Origin of the sequence: Mesorhizobium sp. M0587 (genome assembly GCF_040320945.1) — a bacterium.
Taxonomy (GTDB): Bacteria; Pseudomonadota; Alphaproteobacteria; order Rhizobiales; family Rhizobiaceae; genus Mesorhizobium.
This window is the reverse complement of sequence record NZ_JAMYQP010000016.1, coordinates 101,404-118,350: the sequence shown is the minus strand read 5'-3', so window position 1 is coordinate 118,350 and position 16,947 is coordinate 101,404. Positions and strand designations below refer to the sequence as shown.

15 protein-coding genes, 1 tRNA gene and 1 pseudogene are annotated in these 16,947 nt (G+C 63.6%); 6 read left to right on the top strand and 11 right to left on the bottom strand.

Going from position 1 to position 16,947, the window contains the following annotated elements:
* Positions 1–2 precede the first annotated feature (2 nt).
* The 3 genes and pseudogenes from NKI49_RS16890 to NKI49_RS16880 form a co-directional block, all read right to left on the bottom strand.
* Entirely contained in the window at positions 3–1,592 is a 1,590-nt protein-coding gene (locus NKI49_RS16890; RefSeq protein ID WP_352603036.1) for a sensor histidine kinase, read from the bottom strand.
* Positions 1,583–2,274, bottom strand: a pseudogene (locus tag NKI49_RS16885) (response regulator). Before NKI49_RS16885 ends, NKI49_RS16890 begins: the two are co-directional and overlap by 10 nt.
* Positions 2,275–2,277: 3 nt before the next feature.
* Positions 2,278–3,828, bottom strand: a complete 1,551-nt coding sequence (locus NKI49_RS16880; RefSeq protein WP_352603070.1) for a DUF4153 domain-containing protein — start codon at positions 3,826–3,828, stop codon at positions 2,278–2,280.
* A gap of 598 nt (positions 3,829–4,426) precedes the next feature.
* Between NKI49_RS16880 and NKI49_RS16875 the strand changes: the two genes are divergently transcribed.
* Positions 4,427–5,320, top strand: coding sequence for an HpcH/HpaI aldolase/citrate lyase family protein (locus NKI49_RS16875; protein ID WP_352603034.1), 894 nt, complete (start codon positions 4,427–4,429; stop codon positions 5,318–5,320).
* 83 nt (positions 5,321–5,403) lie between these two features.
* The gene (locus tag NKI49_RS16870; RefSeq protein WP_027025708.1) at positions 5,404–5,610 is read left to right on the top strand and encodes a DUF1737 domain-containing protein; all 207 of its coding nucleotides are present in this window, start codon (positions 5,404–5,406) and stop codon (positions 5,608–5,610) included.
* A gap of 21 nt (positions 5,611–5,631) precedes the next feature.
* On the opposite strand, the gene NKI49_RS16865 is transcribed toward NKI49_RS16870, so the two are convergent.
* Entirely contained in the window at positions 5,632–6,054 is a 423-nt protein-coding gene (locus NKI49_RS16865) for a metallopeptidase family protein (RefSeq protein WP_352603032.1), read from the bottom strand.
* A gap of 180 nt (positions 6,055–6,234) precedes the next feature.
* On the opposite strand from NKI49_RS16865, the gene NKI49_RS16860 reads away from it, so the two are divergent.
* Genes NKI49_RS16860 through NKI49_RS16850 form a run of 3 tightly spaced genes read left to right on the top strand, consistent with a single transcriptional unit; the run spans position 6,235 to position 12,042 of the window.
* The gene (locus tag NKI49_RS16860; protein ID WP_352603030.1) at positions 6,235–7,269 is read left to right on the top strand and encodes an ImuA family protein; all 1,035 of its coding nucleotides are present in this window, start codon (positions 6,235–6,237) and stop codon (positions 7,267–7,269) included.
* Positions 7,211–8,686, top strand: a complete 1,476-nt coding sequence (locus NKI49_RS16855) for a DUF6504 family protein (RefSeq protein WP_352603028.1) — start codon at positions 7,211–7,213, stop codon at positions 8,684–8,686. The genes NKI49_RS16860 and NKI49_RS16855 overlap by 59 nt, the downstream gene beginning before the upstream one ends.
* Positions 8,683–12,042 (top strand): error-prone DNA polymerase, encoded by a 3,360-nt coding sequence (locus NKI49_RS16850; protein WP_352603026.1) that lies wholly within the window; start codon positions 8,683–8,685, stop codon positions 12,040–12,042. Before NKI49_RS16855 ends, NKI49_RS16850 begins: the two co-directional genes overlap by 4 nt.
* A 57-nt stretch (positions 12,043–12,099) precedes the next feature.
* On the opposite strand, the gene NKI49_RS16845 is transcribed toward NKI49_RS16850, so the two are convergent.
* The 4 genes from NKI49_RS16845 to NKI49_RS16830 all read right to left on the bottom strand — a co-directional run bounded on the left by NKI49_RS16845 (position 12,100) and on the right by NKI49_RS16830 (position 14,814).
* Positions 12,100–12,342: a Trm112 family protein gene (locus NKI49_RS16845; protein ID WP_027025704.1), complete on the bottom strand. Its 243-nt coding sequence runs from the start codon at positions 12,340–12,342 to the stop codon at positions 12,100–12,102.
* 73 nt (positions 12,343–12,415) lie between these two features.
* Positions 12,416–13,087, bottom strand: a complete 672-nt coding sequence (locus NKI49_RS16840) for an LON peptidase substrate-binding domain-containing protein (RefSeq protein WP_352603023.1) — start codon at positions 13,085–13,087, stop codon at positions 12,416–12,418.
* A gap of 155 nt (positions 13,088–13,242) precedes the next feature.
* Positions 13,243–14,235 (bottom strand): thioredoxin, encoded by a 993-nt coding sequence (gene trxA / locus NKI49_RS16835; RefSeq protein ID WP_352603021.1) that lies wholly within the window; start codon positions 14,233–14,235, stop codon positions 13,243–13,245.
* Positions 14,236–14,316: 81 nt separating this feature from the next.
* On the bottom strand, positions 14,317–14,814 hold the full coding sequence (locus NKI49_RS16830) for a prolyl-tRNA synthetase associated domain-containing protein (RefSeq protein WP_352603019.1): 498 nt from the start codon (positions 14,812–14,814) through the stop codon (positions 14,317–14,319).
* A 214-nt stretch (positions 14,815–15,028) separates the two neighbouring features.
* On the opposite strand from NKI49_RS16830, the gene NKI49_RS16825 reads away from it, so the two are divergent.
* Positions 15,029–15,103, top strand: a tRNA-Gly gene (locus NKI49_RS16825).
* A 172-nt stretch (positions 15,104–15,275) separates the two neighbouring features.
* On the opposite strand, the gene socB is transcribed toward NKI49_RS16825, so the two are convergent.
* The 3 genes from socB to NKI49_RS33390 form a co-directional block, all read right to left on the bottom strand.
* Positions 15,276–15,986, bottom strand: coding sequence for a type VI toxin-antitoxin system SocB family DNA replication inhibitor toxin (gene socB / locus NKI49_RS16820; RefSeq protein ID WP_502899527.1), 711 nt, complete (start codon positions 15,984–15,986; stop codon positions 15,276–15,278).
* Positions 15,967–16,515 carry a type VI toxin-antitoxin system SocA family antitoxin gene (gene socA, locus NKI49_RS16815; RefSeq protein WP_352603015.1) on the bottom strand — a complete coding sequence of 183 codons (549 nt, stop codon included), beginning with the start codon at positions 16,513–16,515 and terminating at the stop codon, positions 15,967–15,969. Before socA ends, socB begins: the two co-directional genes overlap by 20 nt.
* A 76-nt stretch (positions 16,516–16,591) precedes the next feature.
* Positions 16,592–16,921, bottom strand: coding sequence for a helix-turn-helix domain-containing protein (locus NKI49_RS33390; RefSeq protein WP_502899526.1), 330 nt, complete (start codon positions 16,919–16,921; stop codon positions 16,592–16,594).
* Positions 16,922–16,947 lie beyond the last annotated feature (26 nt).

Genomic DNA, 16,947 nt, shown 5'->3' with positions numbered 1-16,947 from the left:
TTTCACACAACCGGCAAAATGATCTCGAAGCGCGTGCCGCGTTCGGAGTCAACCAGCCTGATCGTACCATCATGCGCTTTCAGGAGGGCCAGTACGATGCCGAGGCCCATGCCGGTGCCACCGGAATCACGCCGTGTGGTGAAAAATGGCTCGAAGATGCGCGTCCGGTTGCTCGGCGAAATGCCGGCGCCGTCGTCGCCGACCAGGATGGTCGCTCTGCCTTCGGCGCTGGCCGCTGTGACCGAAACCAGGGTCGAACCGTGGCGGGCCGAATTATCGATGAGATTGGCAAGCACGATCACCGCGTTCTCGGCCGATATGCGCAAGCCGATATCGCCGCCGGCCTCGACGCGAACCGCCAGCCTGTTATCGACGGGCAGCAGCGCCAGTGCCGCACCGATCGAAGTGCTTTCGCCGCTCGGCGCAAGGTTTTCGGCACGTGCCAGGTCGAGCAGCCGACGGACCAGCAGATTGAGCCGTCCGGCATCGGTGACGATATTGTTGGAGAAGCGCCGCCGCTCCGTATCATCCATCGCCGCTCCGGAATCGCGCATCAGCTCGGCCGCGCCCTGGATCGCCGCCAGCGGCGATTTGAGCTCGTGCGAGACATGGGTGGCAAAGGTCTGGATGCTGTCCGAGCGCGCCTGCAGCTTTTCCGCCATGTCGAGGAAGGCGGCGGAAAGCTCGGCCATTTCATATGTGCCGTGGTGGTCGAGCGGCCTGATCGCACCGCGCTCGCCGGCGGCGATGCGCCGCGTGCGGTCGATCAGCGCATAGATCGGCCGGCTGACGGTTCGCAGGAAGACGAGGCCGATGAACAGCGTGCCGCCGAGGATGGCGATCGCCGCCAAGGTCACCTTGCCGCGCTCGCCATAGAGATGTTTCATGATGTTGTTCGGTGTTCGCGACACATAGACCACGCCAGCGACCTGACCATTGACGGCCACCGGGAGGGCGACGAAGACCCGCACCTTGGTGCCGCGGCTGACCGAATAGAGCGGTGGCGCCGGCTGGTCGGGGATGCGCAGCCTGAGCGCACTGGCATAGTGGCCGGCAAGTGCGGCCCGCACCTCCTCGACCTCGCCGAGCGACTGCCCGACCTCGCCACGTCCGGCAATGACGACGCCCGTGGGGTCGAGCAGCCGGAAGCCGGCCAGCGTGGTTTTCTGCGTGGCGTCGAGTATGCCGGACAGGCGCGCGCCGATCGCCGCGAAGGGCGGATCGGGAATCGCGGCCATCGCCGCGGGCCGGGTCGGAAGCACGGTATCCGAGGCGAGATCGAGACGCGGCTCGATCGGCCGGTAGTCGGGAGTGGCGCTCCGGCTCGGGTTCGCCTGCGGCATCGGGACGCCGAGCTTCTCCGGCGGGATGCCGGCATCGCGCACATCCCGCGCATAGATGGCGGCGATGGCAGCCCCTTGCGCGATCAGCTCCGCCTCGGTCTGCCGGATCAGCTGGTTTTCGTAGAGCCGGAAGAAGAACAGGCCGACCAGCGGCAGGGCCATGACCATGACCAGGATGGCGACGACGACCGTGGCGAGGCGAGGCCGCCATTTGCGGCCGATCCATTTGTGCGAGGCCGTCAGCCGCATCGGCCGAGCCGGAAGCCGACGCCGTGCACCGTCTCGATGGCATCCAGGCAGCCCACCGCCGCCAGCTTGGCGCGGATGTTGCGGATATGGCTGTCGACCGTGCGGCCGGCGACATGGATGTTGGCGGCATAGGCGCTGGCCATCACCGCGTCGCGGTCGAGCACATGCGTCGGCCGCGCCAGAAATCCCTTCAGGATCGGAATTCTATCCCCGTCAGCGCAAGTGGCCTGCCGTCGAAACTTGCGGCATGGCTGGCCGGCGCCAAGGCGAGTTTTCCCTGCGCGAACTGCCTGTCCTTGGCCTGTTCCGGCGGCATTGGGCGGGCGCGCCGCAGGATGACATTGACGCGGGCGACCAGCTCGCGCGGGCTGAACGGTTTCGTCACATAGTCGTCGCCGCCCATTTCGAGCCCGAGGATGCGGTCGATTTCTTCATCTCGCGCGGACAGGAACAGCACCGGCACGTCGGATGTGTGGCGCAGCCGCCGGCAGACCTCCAGCCCGTCCATCTCCGGCATGCCGATGTCGAGCACCACAAGGTCGGGCGTGCGCCGTTCGATCGCCCGCAGAGCGGCAGCGCCATCGGGAACGGCAGCCGTGCTCATGCCGGCCTTTTCCAGCGCAAAGCAGATCACTTCGCGGATATGCGGATCATCGTCGGCGACAAGGATGTGATGCGGCATGGATCAGCGGCCCGGCCCGTAAGGTTCGATATGCTGAGGAACCACGAGCGGCCCCTTGGTGTCGAGAGTGCGCTTGAGCCGCCGGTCGCGAAAGCTCCAGGCGCGCCAGTTTTCCTGGATGGCGCGATACCGGCCTTCGTCGCTGCTACGCAGGCCTGCGAGTTGACGGAAGGCCGGATCGTCGGCGGCAGCCGTCCTCCCCTGATGACCGAGGAAGCGATCGAGAGCCGGAAACGCGCCCGGGCCAAGCGAGCGCAGATACCAGGCGTCGAGGGGAATGCCCTGGCCGGTCATTTCGAGGGAATGGTCGACATTGTAATTGGCGATCAGCGCGGCGAAGTTCATGAAGCAGCAGGCATAAAGCGTCACCGAAAACGTCAGAAGATTGGCGGACAACAGCCACTCATTGGATTTGCGAAGTGCGATGCGGGCGATGATCAGGGCAAGCCCGGCCGCCACCAGCCCCATCCAGACGAAAGCGGCGACGCGCAGATAGGTCAGGGAATAGATGCCGATATAGAGATCGAGCCGCAGGATCGACGAGATGACGAGCATGATGTTCTGCGCGACCCAGGCATAGACCAGCCGGCGGATGAGCGGATCGGCTGATGCCGCACTTTCGGGCCGCAGCGCCGACAGCACGAAGCCGGCGGCAAGCAGGGCGGTGACGATCAAGGGATAGGCGCCGCGATGCGCATAGGCGGCATAGGTCAGCCCGTTGGGAAGAGTGACTCCGCCCCAGAGGTAGGTGGCATCGAGCGCGGTCTGCAGCGCAAACAACGTATTGAAGATAACAAGCGCGCGAAGGATGGCGGGTTTGCCGAACAGGATGTCCTCGATCGTGGTGACGGTCGCCTTTGATCGAGCGCTGATAGCGATCGCCGTCGGCGCACGCGGGATACGGCGGAACAGGCGCGGCAAGCGTGGCCGCAGAAACGCCCAGACGCCGACGAGCACGAAAAGCCAGAAGGCAAGCCGCGCGAGCTGGATGAGATCGAGCAGCTTCAGCAGGTCGATCAGCGACAACCAATAATCGATGACCGGATTGGCGGCGCCGAACAGCGCCAGGAAGACGGCGCCCAATGTCAACGGCATCGCCCAGACGGCGATCGCCGCCAGCCGGACGCGGCGCCGGCTGAACCGGCGCGCCGTCTTGCGCCAGCGGATGAAATCGGCGGCGAACCGGAACGGCATCGCCAGCAGGAAAAGCGCGATCTGGCCGGCAATGCCGGCAGTGCGGTGTCGCAACCGCCCGCCGAGCGAAAGCGCGAAGACGATCATGGCAACAAGCGCTGTTGACACCGACAAGGCGCTTACAGTCTCGGCAAGCGGCAGCAATGCAACAAGCAGCGCAAGGGGCTTGGTCCAGAGCCTGCCGTCGCTGAAGGCTGCTGGATGCACAGCCACGACCGCGGCGGCAATCAGCATGGCGAACAGGAAAACCGTGATGCCGACGGGCTGGCCGTAGAACAGAAAATCCGCAAGTGCTGCCAGCAGCACGGCGGAACCGAGGCGGCTGCAATAGCTCGGCGGGGCGGTGAACAAGGATGTCATGACCTGGTCTTCCCCGTGGCTTGCAACCGGATGATCGGCGGGCGCTTGCGGGCAATGGCTGAGATCGCGGGTTTCGCTGGCGGCGGATCGATCAGCCACCAGCTTTCGCCGCGCAGCCGGCAAGGCAGGGACCAACGGTGTTTTGCTCGCTTTTGCATGCCGCCTGTCTCGCAGGCGGGCAGGGAAGCGATGCGGCGGATCCGAGGAGGTTTTCCGCAAGCCTGTGCAGTTTTCGTGCAAAGACCAAAGCTGCCGATCTCCCCACTTGTGGGGGAAGGATCGAGGCTTCATTCCAGTTCAGGTTCCTCTCCCCCGTCGATCGGGGGAGAGGTGGCTCGGCGAAGCCGAGACGGAGTGGGGGTCGACCGTTCATCCACTGATTGCCGCTTGCCTGGAGTTTTCTTGCTCGCCGGGTTTGTGTCTGTCTTGCGGCTGCTGCGCGTTGGGCGAATGGCTTCCCCCACTCCGTCGCTGCTTCGCAGCGCCACCTCTCCCCCCTCCGGAGGGAGAGGAAGGGCACCAACGTTGGCGAGCCCGCGCTTTTCCTCTCCCCTCCCGCACGCTTGCCTCCACCCGCCACAGGCGGCATAGATCCGATATGACCGATACCTACCGCCCGCGCCGCTCGGTGCTCTATATCCCAGCCTCCAGCGACAAGGCGCTGGCCAAGATCGCGCAGCTTTCCTGCGACGTGATCGTCATCGACCTCGAGGATGCCGTCACCCCGGCCGACAAGATCGCCGCCCGCGAAAAGCTGGCGGGGATTTTCGCCGCCCGTCCAGTTGCCAGCCACATTAGCCGCGGTTGCGAGATGATCGTGCGTGTCAACGCGATGGCCAGCGAATGGGGCGCCGCCGACTTGCTGGCCGCCGCCAACTGCGAGCCGGACGGCATTCTTTTGCCCAAGGTCGACACGCCGCGCGACCTGCTCGAGGCCGGCGATGTGCTCGATGATAATTTTGCTCCGGACAGCGTGAAATTGTGGGCGATGATCGAGACGCCCAAGGCGCTGCTCAACATCGGCGCCATTGCCGAACTTGGTCGCGACCCAGCATCCAGATTGGCTTGTTTCGTTGCCGGAACGAACGATCTGGTCAAGGACACCGGCGTGCTGGCGACGCCCGACCGCCGCTATATCGTGCCGTGGCTGATGCAGATGGTGCTGGCCGCGCGGGCCGGCGGTATCGACATGCTCGACGGCGTCTCCAACGATTTCCGCGACCTCGATGCTTTCGCCCGCGAATGCACGGAAGCCGCCGCCATGGGCTTCGACGGCAAGACCCTTATCCATCCGGCCCAGATCGAAGCCGCCAACCGCGCCTTCGCGCCATCGGCGGAGGCGGTGGCCGAGGCGCGCCTGGTGAAAGACGCCTTTGCGCTTCCGGAGAACAGCGGCAAAGCTGTGCTTGCGCTGAATGGCAGGATGGTCGAGCGGCTGCATCTGGTGCAGGCCGAAAAACTGCTGGCGAAGGCGGCCGCCATCGGCCAATGATTGAGCATGAAAACGGCAATCGGTTTTCGGAACAGATCATGCTCGACCCAAGGCCGCTCGTTCTTCACGACAGGGACTGAAAAATGAAACTCTACCGCTTTCTGACCGCCCAGGACGATGCCAGCTTCTGCCACAAGGTGACGGCGGCGCTGAACAAGGGCTGGCACCTGTTCGGCTCGCCGACCTATGCCTATGACAAGAAAGCCAAGTCCATGCGCTGCGGCCAGGCGGTGGTCAAGGATGTCGAGGGTCAGGAATACGGGCCGGATACCAAGCTTAGCGATTGGTAGCTTTCGCTGAAGCTTAGGACCTTATTCCACCGCCTCTTCGATCTTCTCCATATCATCGTCCGACAGGCCGAAATGATGCCCGATCTCGTGGATCAGCACATGGGTAACGATGTCGCCCAGCGTCTCTTCGTTTTCGGCCCAGTAGTCGAGCATGGCGCGGCGATAGAGCGTGATGCGGTTCGGGCCTTCGCCGGTCTGCGGGTTCCAGCGCTCGGCAATGCCGCGCCCCTCGAATAGGCCGAGCAGGTCAAACGGCGTTTCCAGCGACAGATCGTCCATGATTTCGTCGGTCGGGAATTCGGCGATCTGAATGACGATCTCGCCGGTCAGCTTGCGAAAATCCTCCGGCAGATGGGCGTAGGCCTCCAGCGCCAGGAACTCCATTTCCTCCATCGAAGGCGAAAGCTCGTCGTGCCAGGTGCGTGTTTTGTAGATGCGGGCCATGCGGTGTCCTTTGATCCGGCATATAGGCTTTCAGGCCGGACTCGGCAAATGACGCGGCTGATGCACCCGCAGCCTGCACGCCAACAGGAATAAATTCTTCAGGACTCTGCTTGACTCTTCCGGCGCCCTCTGGAATCTATAGGGAACATAACAGGAACAATTGAGTGGAAGCTGACCGTCATGGCGATGACCGCCGTGGCGCGGGAGACTGTTTTTGCCCTGCGCCGCCAGATCGCGAAAATCGAGGGAACGCTGCCCGAGCGCCTGCAGGTGCCGGCCGGCGCGAACCCTGATGCCGATGCCAACAGCGATGTCACAATCGTCCGGCGCGGCGTGGCGGCGGCCTTGCCGGATGCGTTCCTGCCCAGCGGCGTCGAGCGGCTCGATGCCGCCCTGAGCGGTGGTTTGCCGAAAGCCGCCTTGAGCGAAATCCATGGCACACAAACCCGCGACGCCGGAGCCGTCGCCGGTTTCGCGCTGTCGCTCACCAGCCTGATCCTCAGGCAGGCACAAGGACTGCCGGTGCTGTGGATCGGCACCACGGAGATTTTCCGGGAGGCGGGCTTTCCCTACGCAAAAGGGCTTCATGCCTCGTTCGGCATCCAGCCGGAGCAATTGCTGTTCTCCGAAGCGCCAAGACTTGTCGATGCCCTGTGGATCGCCGAGGAGGCCGCCCGCATGACGGCGCTTGCCGCCGTCATCCTTGAAATCCGCGGCAATCCGCAGCGGCTGGACCTGACCGCGACGCGCCGGCTGCATGCCCGTGCGCAGGCGGCCGGCCGGCCGGTGTTCCTGTTGCGGCAGGCATCCGAGCCCGAACCGACGGCGGCGCCCGTCCGCCTCATCGTCGCGTCGGCGCCGGCAGTGCCGCGCGACACGGTCGCCGGGCCGCTTGCCGGCTCGATCGGCCGCCCGGCCTTTACCATCACCATCGGCAAGAGCCGCACGGCCCTGCCCGGACAATTCACACTGGAGTGGAACCCCGATGAACGCGCATTCGACGAAAGAAGGGACGAGGAAGGACGGAGGGAACGCGCCCAGAAAGAATGGGCAGAGAATCCTGTCCCTGTGGTTTCCCTATCTGGCAGTGGAAAGGATCCTGCGGCAGCGTCTGGGGCGATCCTGGCGTTCCCGGCCGTCGGATCATCTTCCGCTGGTGATCAGTCACCGCCAAGGGAACGCGCAGCGCATTTCAGCCCTCGACGAGCGGGCTGAGGCGCTGCACCTGAAGCGCGACATGGGCATTGCCGATGCACGCGCCATGCATCCGTCGATCGACGTCGCCGAAGCCGATCCGGAGGCCGACCGCCGCCTTCTCGAAGGCCTTGCCGACTGGTGCGACCGCTACACGCCGCTGGTGGCGCTGGACGCAACCGACGGCTTGTTTCTCGACGTCACCGGCTGCACCCATCTTTTCGGTGGTGAGCGCGCCATGCTGGACGACATCCTGTCGCGCTTCTTCCATCAGGGTTTCGATGTCCGCGCCGGGCTTGCCGCGACACCGGGCGCGGCCTGGGCGGCGGCACGCTTCTCCGGTGACCGCATCGTCGATAGCGGCGAGGAGGAAGCGCTGCTCGCACCCTTGCCGCTGGCCGCGTTGCGCATCGAACCAGCGATCCGCACCAGCCTGGAAAGCGTCGGCCTGCGCACGGCGGGCGCCGTTATGGCGGCGCCGCGCGCGCCACTCGCCCGCCGCTTCGGCGCCTCGCTGCTTTTGCGCCTCGACCAGGCGCTTGGCCATCTCGACGAAGCGGTGTCGCCGCGCCTTCCCGTCGCGCCGCTTTCGGTCGAACGCCATTTGGCCGAGCCCGTCACCCTGACCGAGGATATCGAGCGGCTGGTGGGCATGCTGGCGGCGACATTGAAGACCGACCTCGAGCGTCGCGGCGAAGGTGCCAGGACGCTGGCGCTGCTGCTCTTCCGCGTCGACGGCGCCGTCAGCCGCATCGCGCTTGGCACCTCGCGGCCGATGCGCGAACCCATGCTGATCCAGAAGCTGTTTCATGAACGGCTGGCCGCGCTCGAACAGGATATCGATGCCGGCTACGGCTTCGACCTGGTACGGCTTTCGGTGCTGTCGGCCGCCGCCTTCGACATGCAGCAGGCCGACCTTGCCGGCGAGGTGACCGACGACGGCGCCGATATCGCGCTGTTCGCCGACCGCATCCGCGCCCGGCTCGGCGAGGGCGCGGTTCTCAGGCCGGTCGTCGTCGAAAGCCATCTGCCGGAACGCGCCGTCGTCACGATCCCCTTCACCGAAGCCCCGCGCCGCACCACGCCGCCGAAAAAGCCGGACAGGATACAGGCACCCACGACTATCTTCCCGCCGGAGCGGCCGATCCGGCTTTTCCGCTCGCCCGAACCCATCGAGGTGCCGGTCACCGAAATGCCTGAGGGGCCGCCGCTGAACTTCCGTTGGCGGCGCGCGCTCTACCGGGTGACGCGTGCCGAAGGGCCGGAGCGCATCGCCGCCGAATGGTGGCGCGAGGCGCCAAGCGACGAAGCGGCATCGACGCGCGATTATTTCCGCATCGAGGATGCCGACGGCCGCCGCTACTGGCTTTACCGGCAAGGCCTTTACGGCGGTTCGCAGCTGCCGCCGCGCTGGTTCCTGCATGGGGTTTTCGCATGAACGCGCTGGCCGTCATTCCCTATGCCGAATTCGGCATCCAGTCGAATTTCTCCTTCCTGCGCGGCGCCTCCAAGCCGGAGGAGCTGGTGGTCGCGGCCAAGCTTCTGGGCTTTTCAGCGATCGGGCTCGCCGACCGCAACACGGTGGCGGGCGTGGTACGCGCCTGGCAGCAGGCCAAGGTCGAAAAACTCTCCTATCATCCCGGCTGCCGGCTGGTTTTCTGCGACGGCACACCCGACATCCTCGCCTATCCGCAGGACCGCAAGGGCTGGGGACATCTGTGCCGCATGCTCACCCAAGCCAATCTGCGCGATGAAACCGAGAAGGGCGCCACGCTTCTCCAGCGCGGCGACCTCTTCGAATGGGGAGACCTGATGTCGTTGGCGGTCCTGCCCAACCTGACGGCGGGCGCGGAAGATGTCCTCGACCTGCTCCGCGAACTCAGGGACCGCTTCGGCAGGAGCCTGCGCCTTGGCGTCTCGCCCGATTATGCCGGCAATGACCGTTTCCGGGTCGAGCAGGCGGCGGCGATGGCCGAGAGTGCCGGCATCCCGCTGATGGCGACCAACGACGTCCTCTACCACACGGCCGAACGGCGTCCGTTGCAGGACGTGCTGACCGCGATCCGCCTCAACACGCCCGTCGCCGAGGTCGGGTTGCAGCTGGCCGCCAATGCCGAGCGCCACCTGAAGCCGCCCCTGGAAATGGCGCGCCTGTTCCGCCGGCATCCGCAGGCGTTGGCCGAGACGCTGCGTTTCGGGGAAGAGTTGACCTTCTCGCTCAGCGATCTCCAGTACAATTATCCCGATGAGCCGACGGAATCCGGCCTCGGGCCGCAGGCCGAACTGGCAAGATTGGCAAGGGAAGGAGCGGTCAACCGCTATCCGGCCGGTGTCCCCGAATCCGTGACGAAGCGCATCGAGGAAGAGCTCGCTCTGATCGAGCGCCTCAACTACGCCCGCTATTTCCTGACCGTCTACGACATCGTCAAGTTCGCCCGCAGCCAGGACATTCTCTGCCAAGGCCGTGGGTCGGCCGCCAATTCGGTCGTTTGCTTCTGCATCGGCATCACCGAAGTGGGACCGGAGAAAATCAATTCGCTTTTTGAGCGCTTCATTTCCGAGGAGAGAAACGAGCCGCCTGACATCGACGTCGATTTCGAGCACGAAAAACGCGAAACCGTCATCCAGTACATCTACGAGAAATACAGCGGCAAGCGCACGGCCCTTGCGGCAGCCGTCATCAGCTATCGCGGCCGCTCGGCGCTACGCGAAGTGTCCAAAGCGATGGGCTTGTCCGAGGATGTCAGGGCGTCACTGTCCGGCTCGATCTGGGGTTGGTCGACCTCGGAGCTTGGCGAGAAGGAAGCCCGGGCCGGAGGGCTCGATCGGAGCGATCCCATATCGCGGCATGTGATGGAACGGGCCAACGAGATCATGGGCTTTCCCCGTCACCTCTCCCAGCATGTCGGCGGCTTCGTCATCACCAGGGACCGGCTCGACGAGATCGTGCCCATCGTCAAGACGGCGATGGACGAGCGCAAGATGGTCGAATGGGACAAGGATGATCTCGACGCGGTCAAGATCCTGAAAGTGGACGTGCTGGCGCTCGGCATGCTGACCTGCCTGAAGCGCGCCTTCACTTTGCTCACGAACCACTATCCGAAGGCAAGGGACCCGTATGGACAACCCTATGTGCTCGCCACCTTGCCGGACGAGGACTCTCGCGTCTATGACATGATCTGCCGCGCCGACACGCTCGGCGTCTTCCAGATCGAATCCCGCGCCCAGATGTCAATGCTGCCACGGCTCAGGCCGCGCGAGTTCTACGACCTCGTCATCGAAGTCGCGATCGTGCGCCCAGGCCCGATTCAGGGTGACATGGTCCACCCTTATCTGCGCCGCCGGCAAGGCAAGGAAGAGGCCGAGTATCAAAAGCCGGAGCTGAAAGCGATCCTCGGCAAGACGCTTGGCGTGCCGCTGTTTCAGGAACAGGCGATGAATATCGCCATCGTCGCCGGTGGTTTCAAACCTGGCGAGGCTGACGAATTGCGCCGCGCCATGGCCACCTTCAAGCGCACCGGCACGATCGGCAATTACCGGCGGCGCATGATCGACGGCATGGTCGGCAAGGGCTACACCAAGGACTTCGCCGAGCGCTGCTTCAAGCAGATCGAGGGCTTTGGCGAATATGGCTTTCCCGAAAGCCATGCCGCCTCCTTCGCGCTGCTCGTCTATGCCTCCTGCTGGTTCAAGACCTTCTATCCCGACGTGTTCTGCGCCGCGATCCTGAATTCGCAGCCCATGGGTTTCTACCAGCCGGCCCAGCTCGTGCGCGACGCGCGCGACCATGGCGTCGATATCCGCGACGTCGACGTCAACTTCTCCGTCTGGGATTGCACCTTGGAAAAGGCGCCTTTCGACCCGGCCAGGATCCTTCCGCGCCATGCCGAAATGCGCGGTGTCATCGCAACGGATCACGCGCTGCGGCTCGGCTTCCGCCAGGTCAAGGGCCTGTCCGAGGAACGCATGGGGCTGTTCGTCGAACGGCGCGGCTCAGGCTACGAATCCGTCAGGGACGTCTGGCTGCGCTCCGGCCTCGATGTCGGCGAGATCGAGAGGCTGGCGCAGGCCGACGCCTTTCGCTCGCTTGGCCTCGACCGCCGCGAGGCCTTGTGGGCGGTGCGCGCGCTCGATGGCAAGAGTGCCGCCGAGAAGCTGCCGCTGTTCGACCAGCCGGCGCTACGCCTGCGCGAGCTGGAGCCTGAGACCAGGCTGCCGCAAATGCCTCTAGGCGAGCATGTCATCCACGACTACCGTTCGCTCGGCCTGTCCTTGAAGGCGCATCCGGTGGCGTTCCTGCGCGAGCGGCTCGACCGGGCCGGCGTCACGCCCAATGCCAACCTTCATTCGGTGCGCGACGGCAGGCGGGTCTCCGTCGCCGGGCTCGTGCTGGTGCGGCAGCGCCCCGGCAAGGGCAATGCGATCTTCCTGACGCTGGAGGACGACAAGGCCGTCGCCAATGTCATTTTCTGGCAAAGAACCTTCGACCGCTACCGGCCCATCGTCATGGGCGCGCGGTTCGTCCGCGTCACCGGCAAGCTGCAGTCGGAATCGGGTGTCGTCCACATCGTCGCCGAGAAGATAGAGGATCTGACGCCCTGGCTGACCGTGCTTCTGGAGAAGGTCGGCGCGGCCGGGCTGCCGGTCGCCGGTGCTCCTGGACACCCAGAGAGGCAAGAGGGGCCGGATCGCTCCGGTCGATCCGCGACACGGAGCGCACCGATCCGGCAGGATTTGGCGACGCTGTCGGAAGAAGCGGAAATGGTGATGCCCAAGGGGCGCAATTTTCAGTAGGTCTGCGTTCCGCGCCGAGGAATCCAGGGATGACGAAGTGGTGGGTGGCTCTCCTGCTCAAGACGACCCGCTCAAACGTGGCGGCGACAACACGTCCTCGGCCGAAATGGCCCGTGCCTCCGATGGCAGCATGATCGGGATGCCGTCGCGCACCGGATAGGCGAGCTTGGCGAGCCTCGAGACCAACTCACCGCGTTCCGGATCCCAGGCCAGCGGCCCCTTGGTCAGCGGGCAGGCCAGGAGCTCCAGCAGCTTGGGGTCGACATTGGTCTTCTTTCCGTCACGTCCGTCCGCCGCCATCGTGTCCTCTTCCCAGTGCCCAAGATGTGTTGAGGTTCAGGTCAGGCCGGCTTCACCTGAATAGCGGCACATCCTACTGCAAACTCGAACCGAAATCCTCATTCTCGCGCGCCAGCGCTATTTCGGTGATGGCGATCAGCGTCTCGGCCCGGGTCTTCAGATCGGCCGCCTCGAGCAGCGCCTGTTTCTCGGCGGGGCCGTAGGGCGCCATCATCGACAGGGCGTTGACCAGCATGGCGTTCTCGGCCCTGCTGACGCTTTCCCAGTCGGCTTCCAGGTCATTGGCCTGCAGATAGGCGCGAAACGCCCTGAGCAGCGCCGGGCGGTCGATTTCGTTCGCGGCCTGGTCCTCGTCGAGATCGGCGAGGAACGGCGCCAGTTTGCCCTGGCGAAACGGCGTCTTGACCGCCAGCTCATGGGTGATGCGGAACCGGCATACGCCTTGCAGCGAAATCAGGTAGCGGCCGTCACCGGTCTCGGACAAGGCGATGATGCGCCCGGCGCAGCCGACATTGCAGAGCTCCGGCTCGCCGTCGTGGCGCAACGCGCCATCGAGGCTGGGCTGGATAACGCCGATCAGACGCGGCCCTGCGACCGCCTCGTCCACCATCTGCAGATAGCGCGGCTCGAAGATGTTGAGCGGCATGCGGCCGCCCGGCAGCAAAAGCGCACCCTCCAGCGGAAAGATCGGAATCGTCGACGGCAAATCCTTGGCGAGCCGGTAATGCGCGTTTCCCGCTTGCACCTCATTCCTCCCGATCGCTTCGTTCAAGAAGCGCGTCCATGCCGCGATCCGGCTTTTGCCCCAGCGGCAAACACAACCGGACCTGCCAGGCCGGCCCTCCTAATCTGGTGCAGTCACGGCCCGCCGCAAGCCCGTGCGACGAAACAGCAACCGGCTCAGGAAAACAGCAGCGACGACAATTTGCGCCGCGCTGCCAGCGTCGCCTCGTCGGTCATGCCCCATGCCTCGAAGAATTGCAGCAATTGCGCCTTGGCGCCGTCCTCGTTCCAAGTGCGATCGGCCTTGATGATGGCCAGCAGATTGTCCGCCGCCGCCGTGCGCTCGCCTCTATCGTTCTGGATCATGGCCAGATCGAAGCGCGCCTGGTGATCTCCGGGGTTCTCGGCCAGGCGTCGCTCGAACTCGGCCGGGTTGCCGAGTTCGGCCGCTTGCGCGGCCAGCGCCATCTTGGCGCGGAGCGCCGCGAGCGCCGGCGCATCCTTCTTGGCCTCCGGCGCCGTCGCCAGGAGCGCTTCGGCGCCTTCGGTGTCGCCGGCCTCGAACAAGATCTCGCCCAGCCCGGCGATCGCCTCGACCGTCTCCGGCGCCTGCGCCAGGACGGCGTCATAGATGTCGGCGGCGGTCTGCATGTCGCCGGCGTCGCGCGCCTCGGTCGCCGCCGTCAGCGCCTCGGCCACTGCCGGGGCACCGTTGCCCTTGCCACCGACCTTGGTGATGAATTCAGCGATCTGGCTCTCCGGTATGGCGCCCATGAAACCATCGACAGGCTGGCCGTCCTTGAAGGCGATGACCGCCGGAATGGACTGGATGCCAAGCTGGCCGGCGATCGAGGGATGGTCGTCGATGTTCATCTTGACCAGCTTGACCTTGCCGCCGGCGGCCTTGACCGCCTTCTCCAGCTGTGGGGTCAGTTGCTTGCAAGGGCCGCACCAAGGCGCCCAGAAGTCAACCAGCACCGGCTGCTGGCGCGATTCCTGGATCACGTCGGCGGCGAAGCCGGCGGTCGTCGTGTCCTTGATGACGTCGGCAGGCGCTTCGCCGAGAGCGCCTTTCGCCCGCGCTGGCTCGGTTCCACCATACTGCACGGTAGCGGCATACTGGCCGCCACTGCCGCCGAATGACCCGCCAAACGGATTGTTGTCGCTCATCTCGTCATCCTTTCGGTCGCCGCCGGCCGGCGGGTCGGCGCAATGTCTCTCATGGAAGTCGGTTCGCCATCCATGTGGCGATCATGCCGAGACTTTCAAGATAGCAGCATCGTGCCCCGTTGCCTCGACGAATCTGATCAGGTCGTCCGCGGCGATCGACGTCGTTGCCTCGTTGGTCAGCGGATGCGCATTGATGACCGCATGCTCCATCAGCGCCGCGTCGAGCACGACCTTGACCCTTCCCGCCGTATCGTTGATGACGCCAAGCACGGTGACCGCGCCCGGCGCGACGCCCAGAAGCTCCATCAGCATCTCCGGCTTGCCGAAGGAAACGCGGCTGGCGGCGCCGATCACCTGGTGGATCTGCTTGAGATCGACGATTGCGTCTTCACCGACGGTGACCAGGAAGAAATTGTCCTTCTTGTCCTTCAGGAACAGATTTTTCGTATGCCCGCCGGCGATTTCGCCGCGCAGCGCCTGCGAATCGGCAACGGTGTAGAGAGGCGGATGCCGTTTCGTCGAAACGGCGATGCCGAGTTCGGCAAGGAAGGTCATCAATTCGGCTTCTGTCTTCGGCATCGATATTCTTCTTCGTCGGTTTCCTGCCATGCCCGTTTACGGCCAATCGTGCGGCCGACACAAGACTATCGCACGACGAGGCGCAAATCCGGGCTGGCGTCGGGCAGGCCCGCCGGCAGCCTAGCGTCACGTCAAAAAAAGGCTGCGATTTCCCTGTTGCAATCGCCGCGCTCTTCAGCCATATAGGCCCGGCTTGCGGCTAAGGGCCGTGTGAGCGGGTGTAGCTCAGGGGTAGAGCACAACCTTGCCAAGGTTGGGGTCGAGCGTTCGAATCGCTTCACCCGCTCCAATTTCCTTCCGGGAAATCAAGCATCGAAAAGCCGCGGTTCGCCGCGGCTTTTTCGCATTTGGAAGCGCGCGAAATCGCAGCTACCGGATATGTTTCGGAAGGTCAGGTTGCAACGTGGGTTACCTGTTTAGGGCTCTAACGCAACGCTGAGGTTCGCGGCTATGCGGCGAGTTCAAATTAACGAGCCCGTACCCGTTCCTTTGCTGCGGGTATCACGTTCGCGGTCCTCACAAACTTGCCGCCACATCTCGTAGGTGGACGAGACCATACTTTCCAGTTCGCCGAGATCATAAAGGTCGACGCCTTCATCAGTAAACAAGCGAACGGCACGCTTGTCGCCTTCCGAGTCTCCGAAACGCACGATGGCTAGCTTTAACCCAGCGAAATCCTCATCTGCAGCTCTAATCCGCTCATGCATCATGGAGAAAGCGAACCGTCTACCCTCGGCAGTTAACCCCCGAGTACGGCGAGGCTCTACGAAAATAGCGTGGGGCTGGTCTTCAATAGCCACAACCATCGGCAGCCAAAACGTGACCTTTCGTCCAATGCTCATTGCTAGCGGAAAGAATTCTTGCCTTCGGCTCATAACACGCATTTCGGAAGCAAACTCATACAGGCCGCGCGCTACTCGTTTGTTGTGTTCCAGCTCGTCGTCGGACTTGCATTGCCGTATGAGTTCTTTTTGGATTCTCGACCATTCCGTCCGAGCCGTTTCTCCAAACATCTCAGGCTGAAGGTTGAAAATATCTCCAAAACAACTGCGGACAGGCCTGTAGGAGAACGGAGGTCGCCCCACCCTCATCGCCTCCAAGCTCTTGCGCTTCATGTAATCGGGCTGCGGTGCTATCCGCGCTAGATCGATATCAGGCAAAGGGCGTATCATCACCAGGTTCTCCTGAGCGAGGTTCCGCACCTACGGATATTTTGTGATGCCGGAATCGGTCCAAGATCACAGCATCCGAGATTCTAAATCCAAAAGCAACGTCCGTTCTCGCTTTGTCCGCAATATACGCCCAAGGAGAATCCTTTGCATGGGAGAGGTCAACGAGACGACCAGGCGACATCCGACCGTAGGAATTAAGTACCTGCTGCAAAAGGGCAGTTAGACTGAGGTCGTCTAGTTTTTTGAGATCCCTCGGCTTTCCAGTTAACGGATCTTGGCCGGTAGCACGAGAAGTGATTGGTGCCGAACCACAATCCTTGAAAGCCCGATACGCTGCCGGATGAACAGGCCCGTACTGCCAAGCCTCGAAATAACCTGAGACCAGTGGCTTCTTAGTCCGCATCAGGTGAATTGCATGTGCGAAATAAAGCAGCTTCTGAAGTGCAAGGTTTGTGATTTTGATCCCAAGCCGGTCCGCTTCGTCGAGCATGAGGTTTGCAACCGCTCTTGGATCGTACGTATTGCTCATCGCTTCATGTCCAGCGCCTTATGTTCCTGATTTGTTCGCACTATGCGCGTGGCAAAATCATTTGACAAGGAATGCCCTAAGTGCGGGCTGTTGCCAACGCCTCAATCATAATGGCAACACGTTCCAGATCGTCGTTGCCAAGCGCCGCTGAGGCAGCTGCTATTCTGGTTCGGGCGAAATTCTCCGGTGATTGCTCGGCTCTGCCTGGACGCTCCATTAGCAGGTCGTTTGGCGTCGTCGCCAACACTGCGGCAATTCTCACTAGCGTCGTAAGGTCCGGTTCGCGCCGCCCACTAACGTAATTACCGTATCGTCTTTCGCTCAGCCCGGCGCGTCGTGCCACCTCCGCGTCGGAAATGCCGAGTTCCTCCGCACGCATTCTGGGGTTTGTGGCGAACAGTTCCATGCGAACGAAATGTTCATGGCATATCC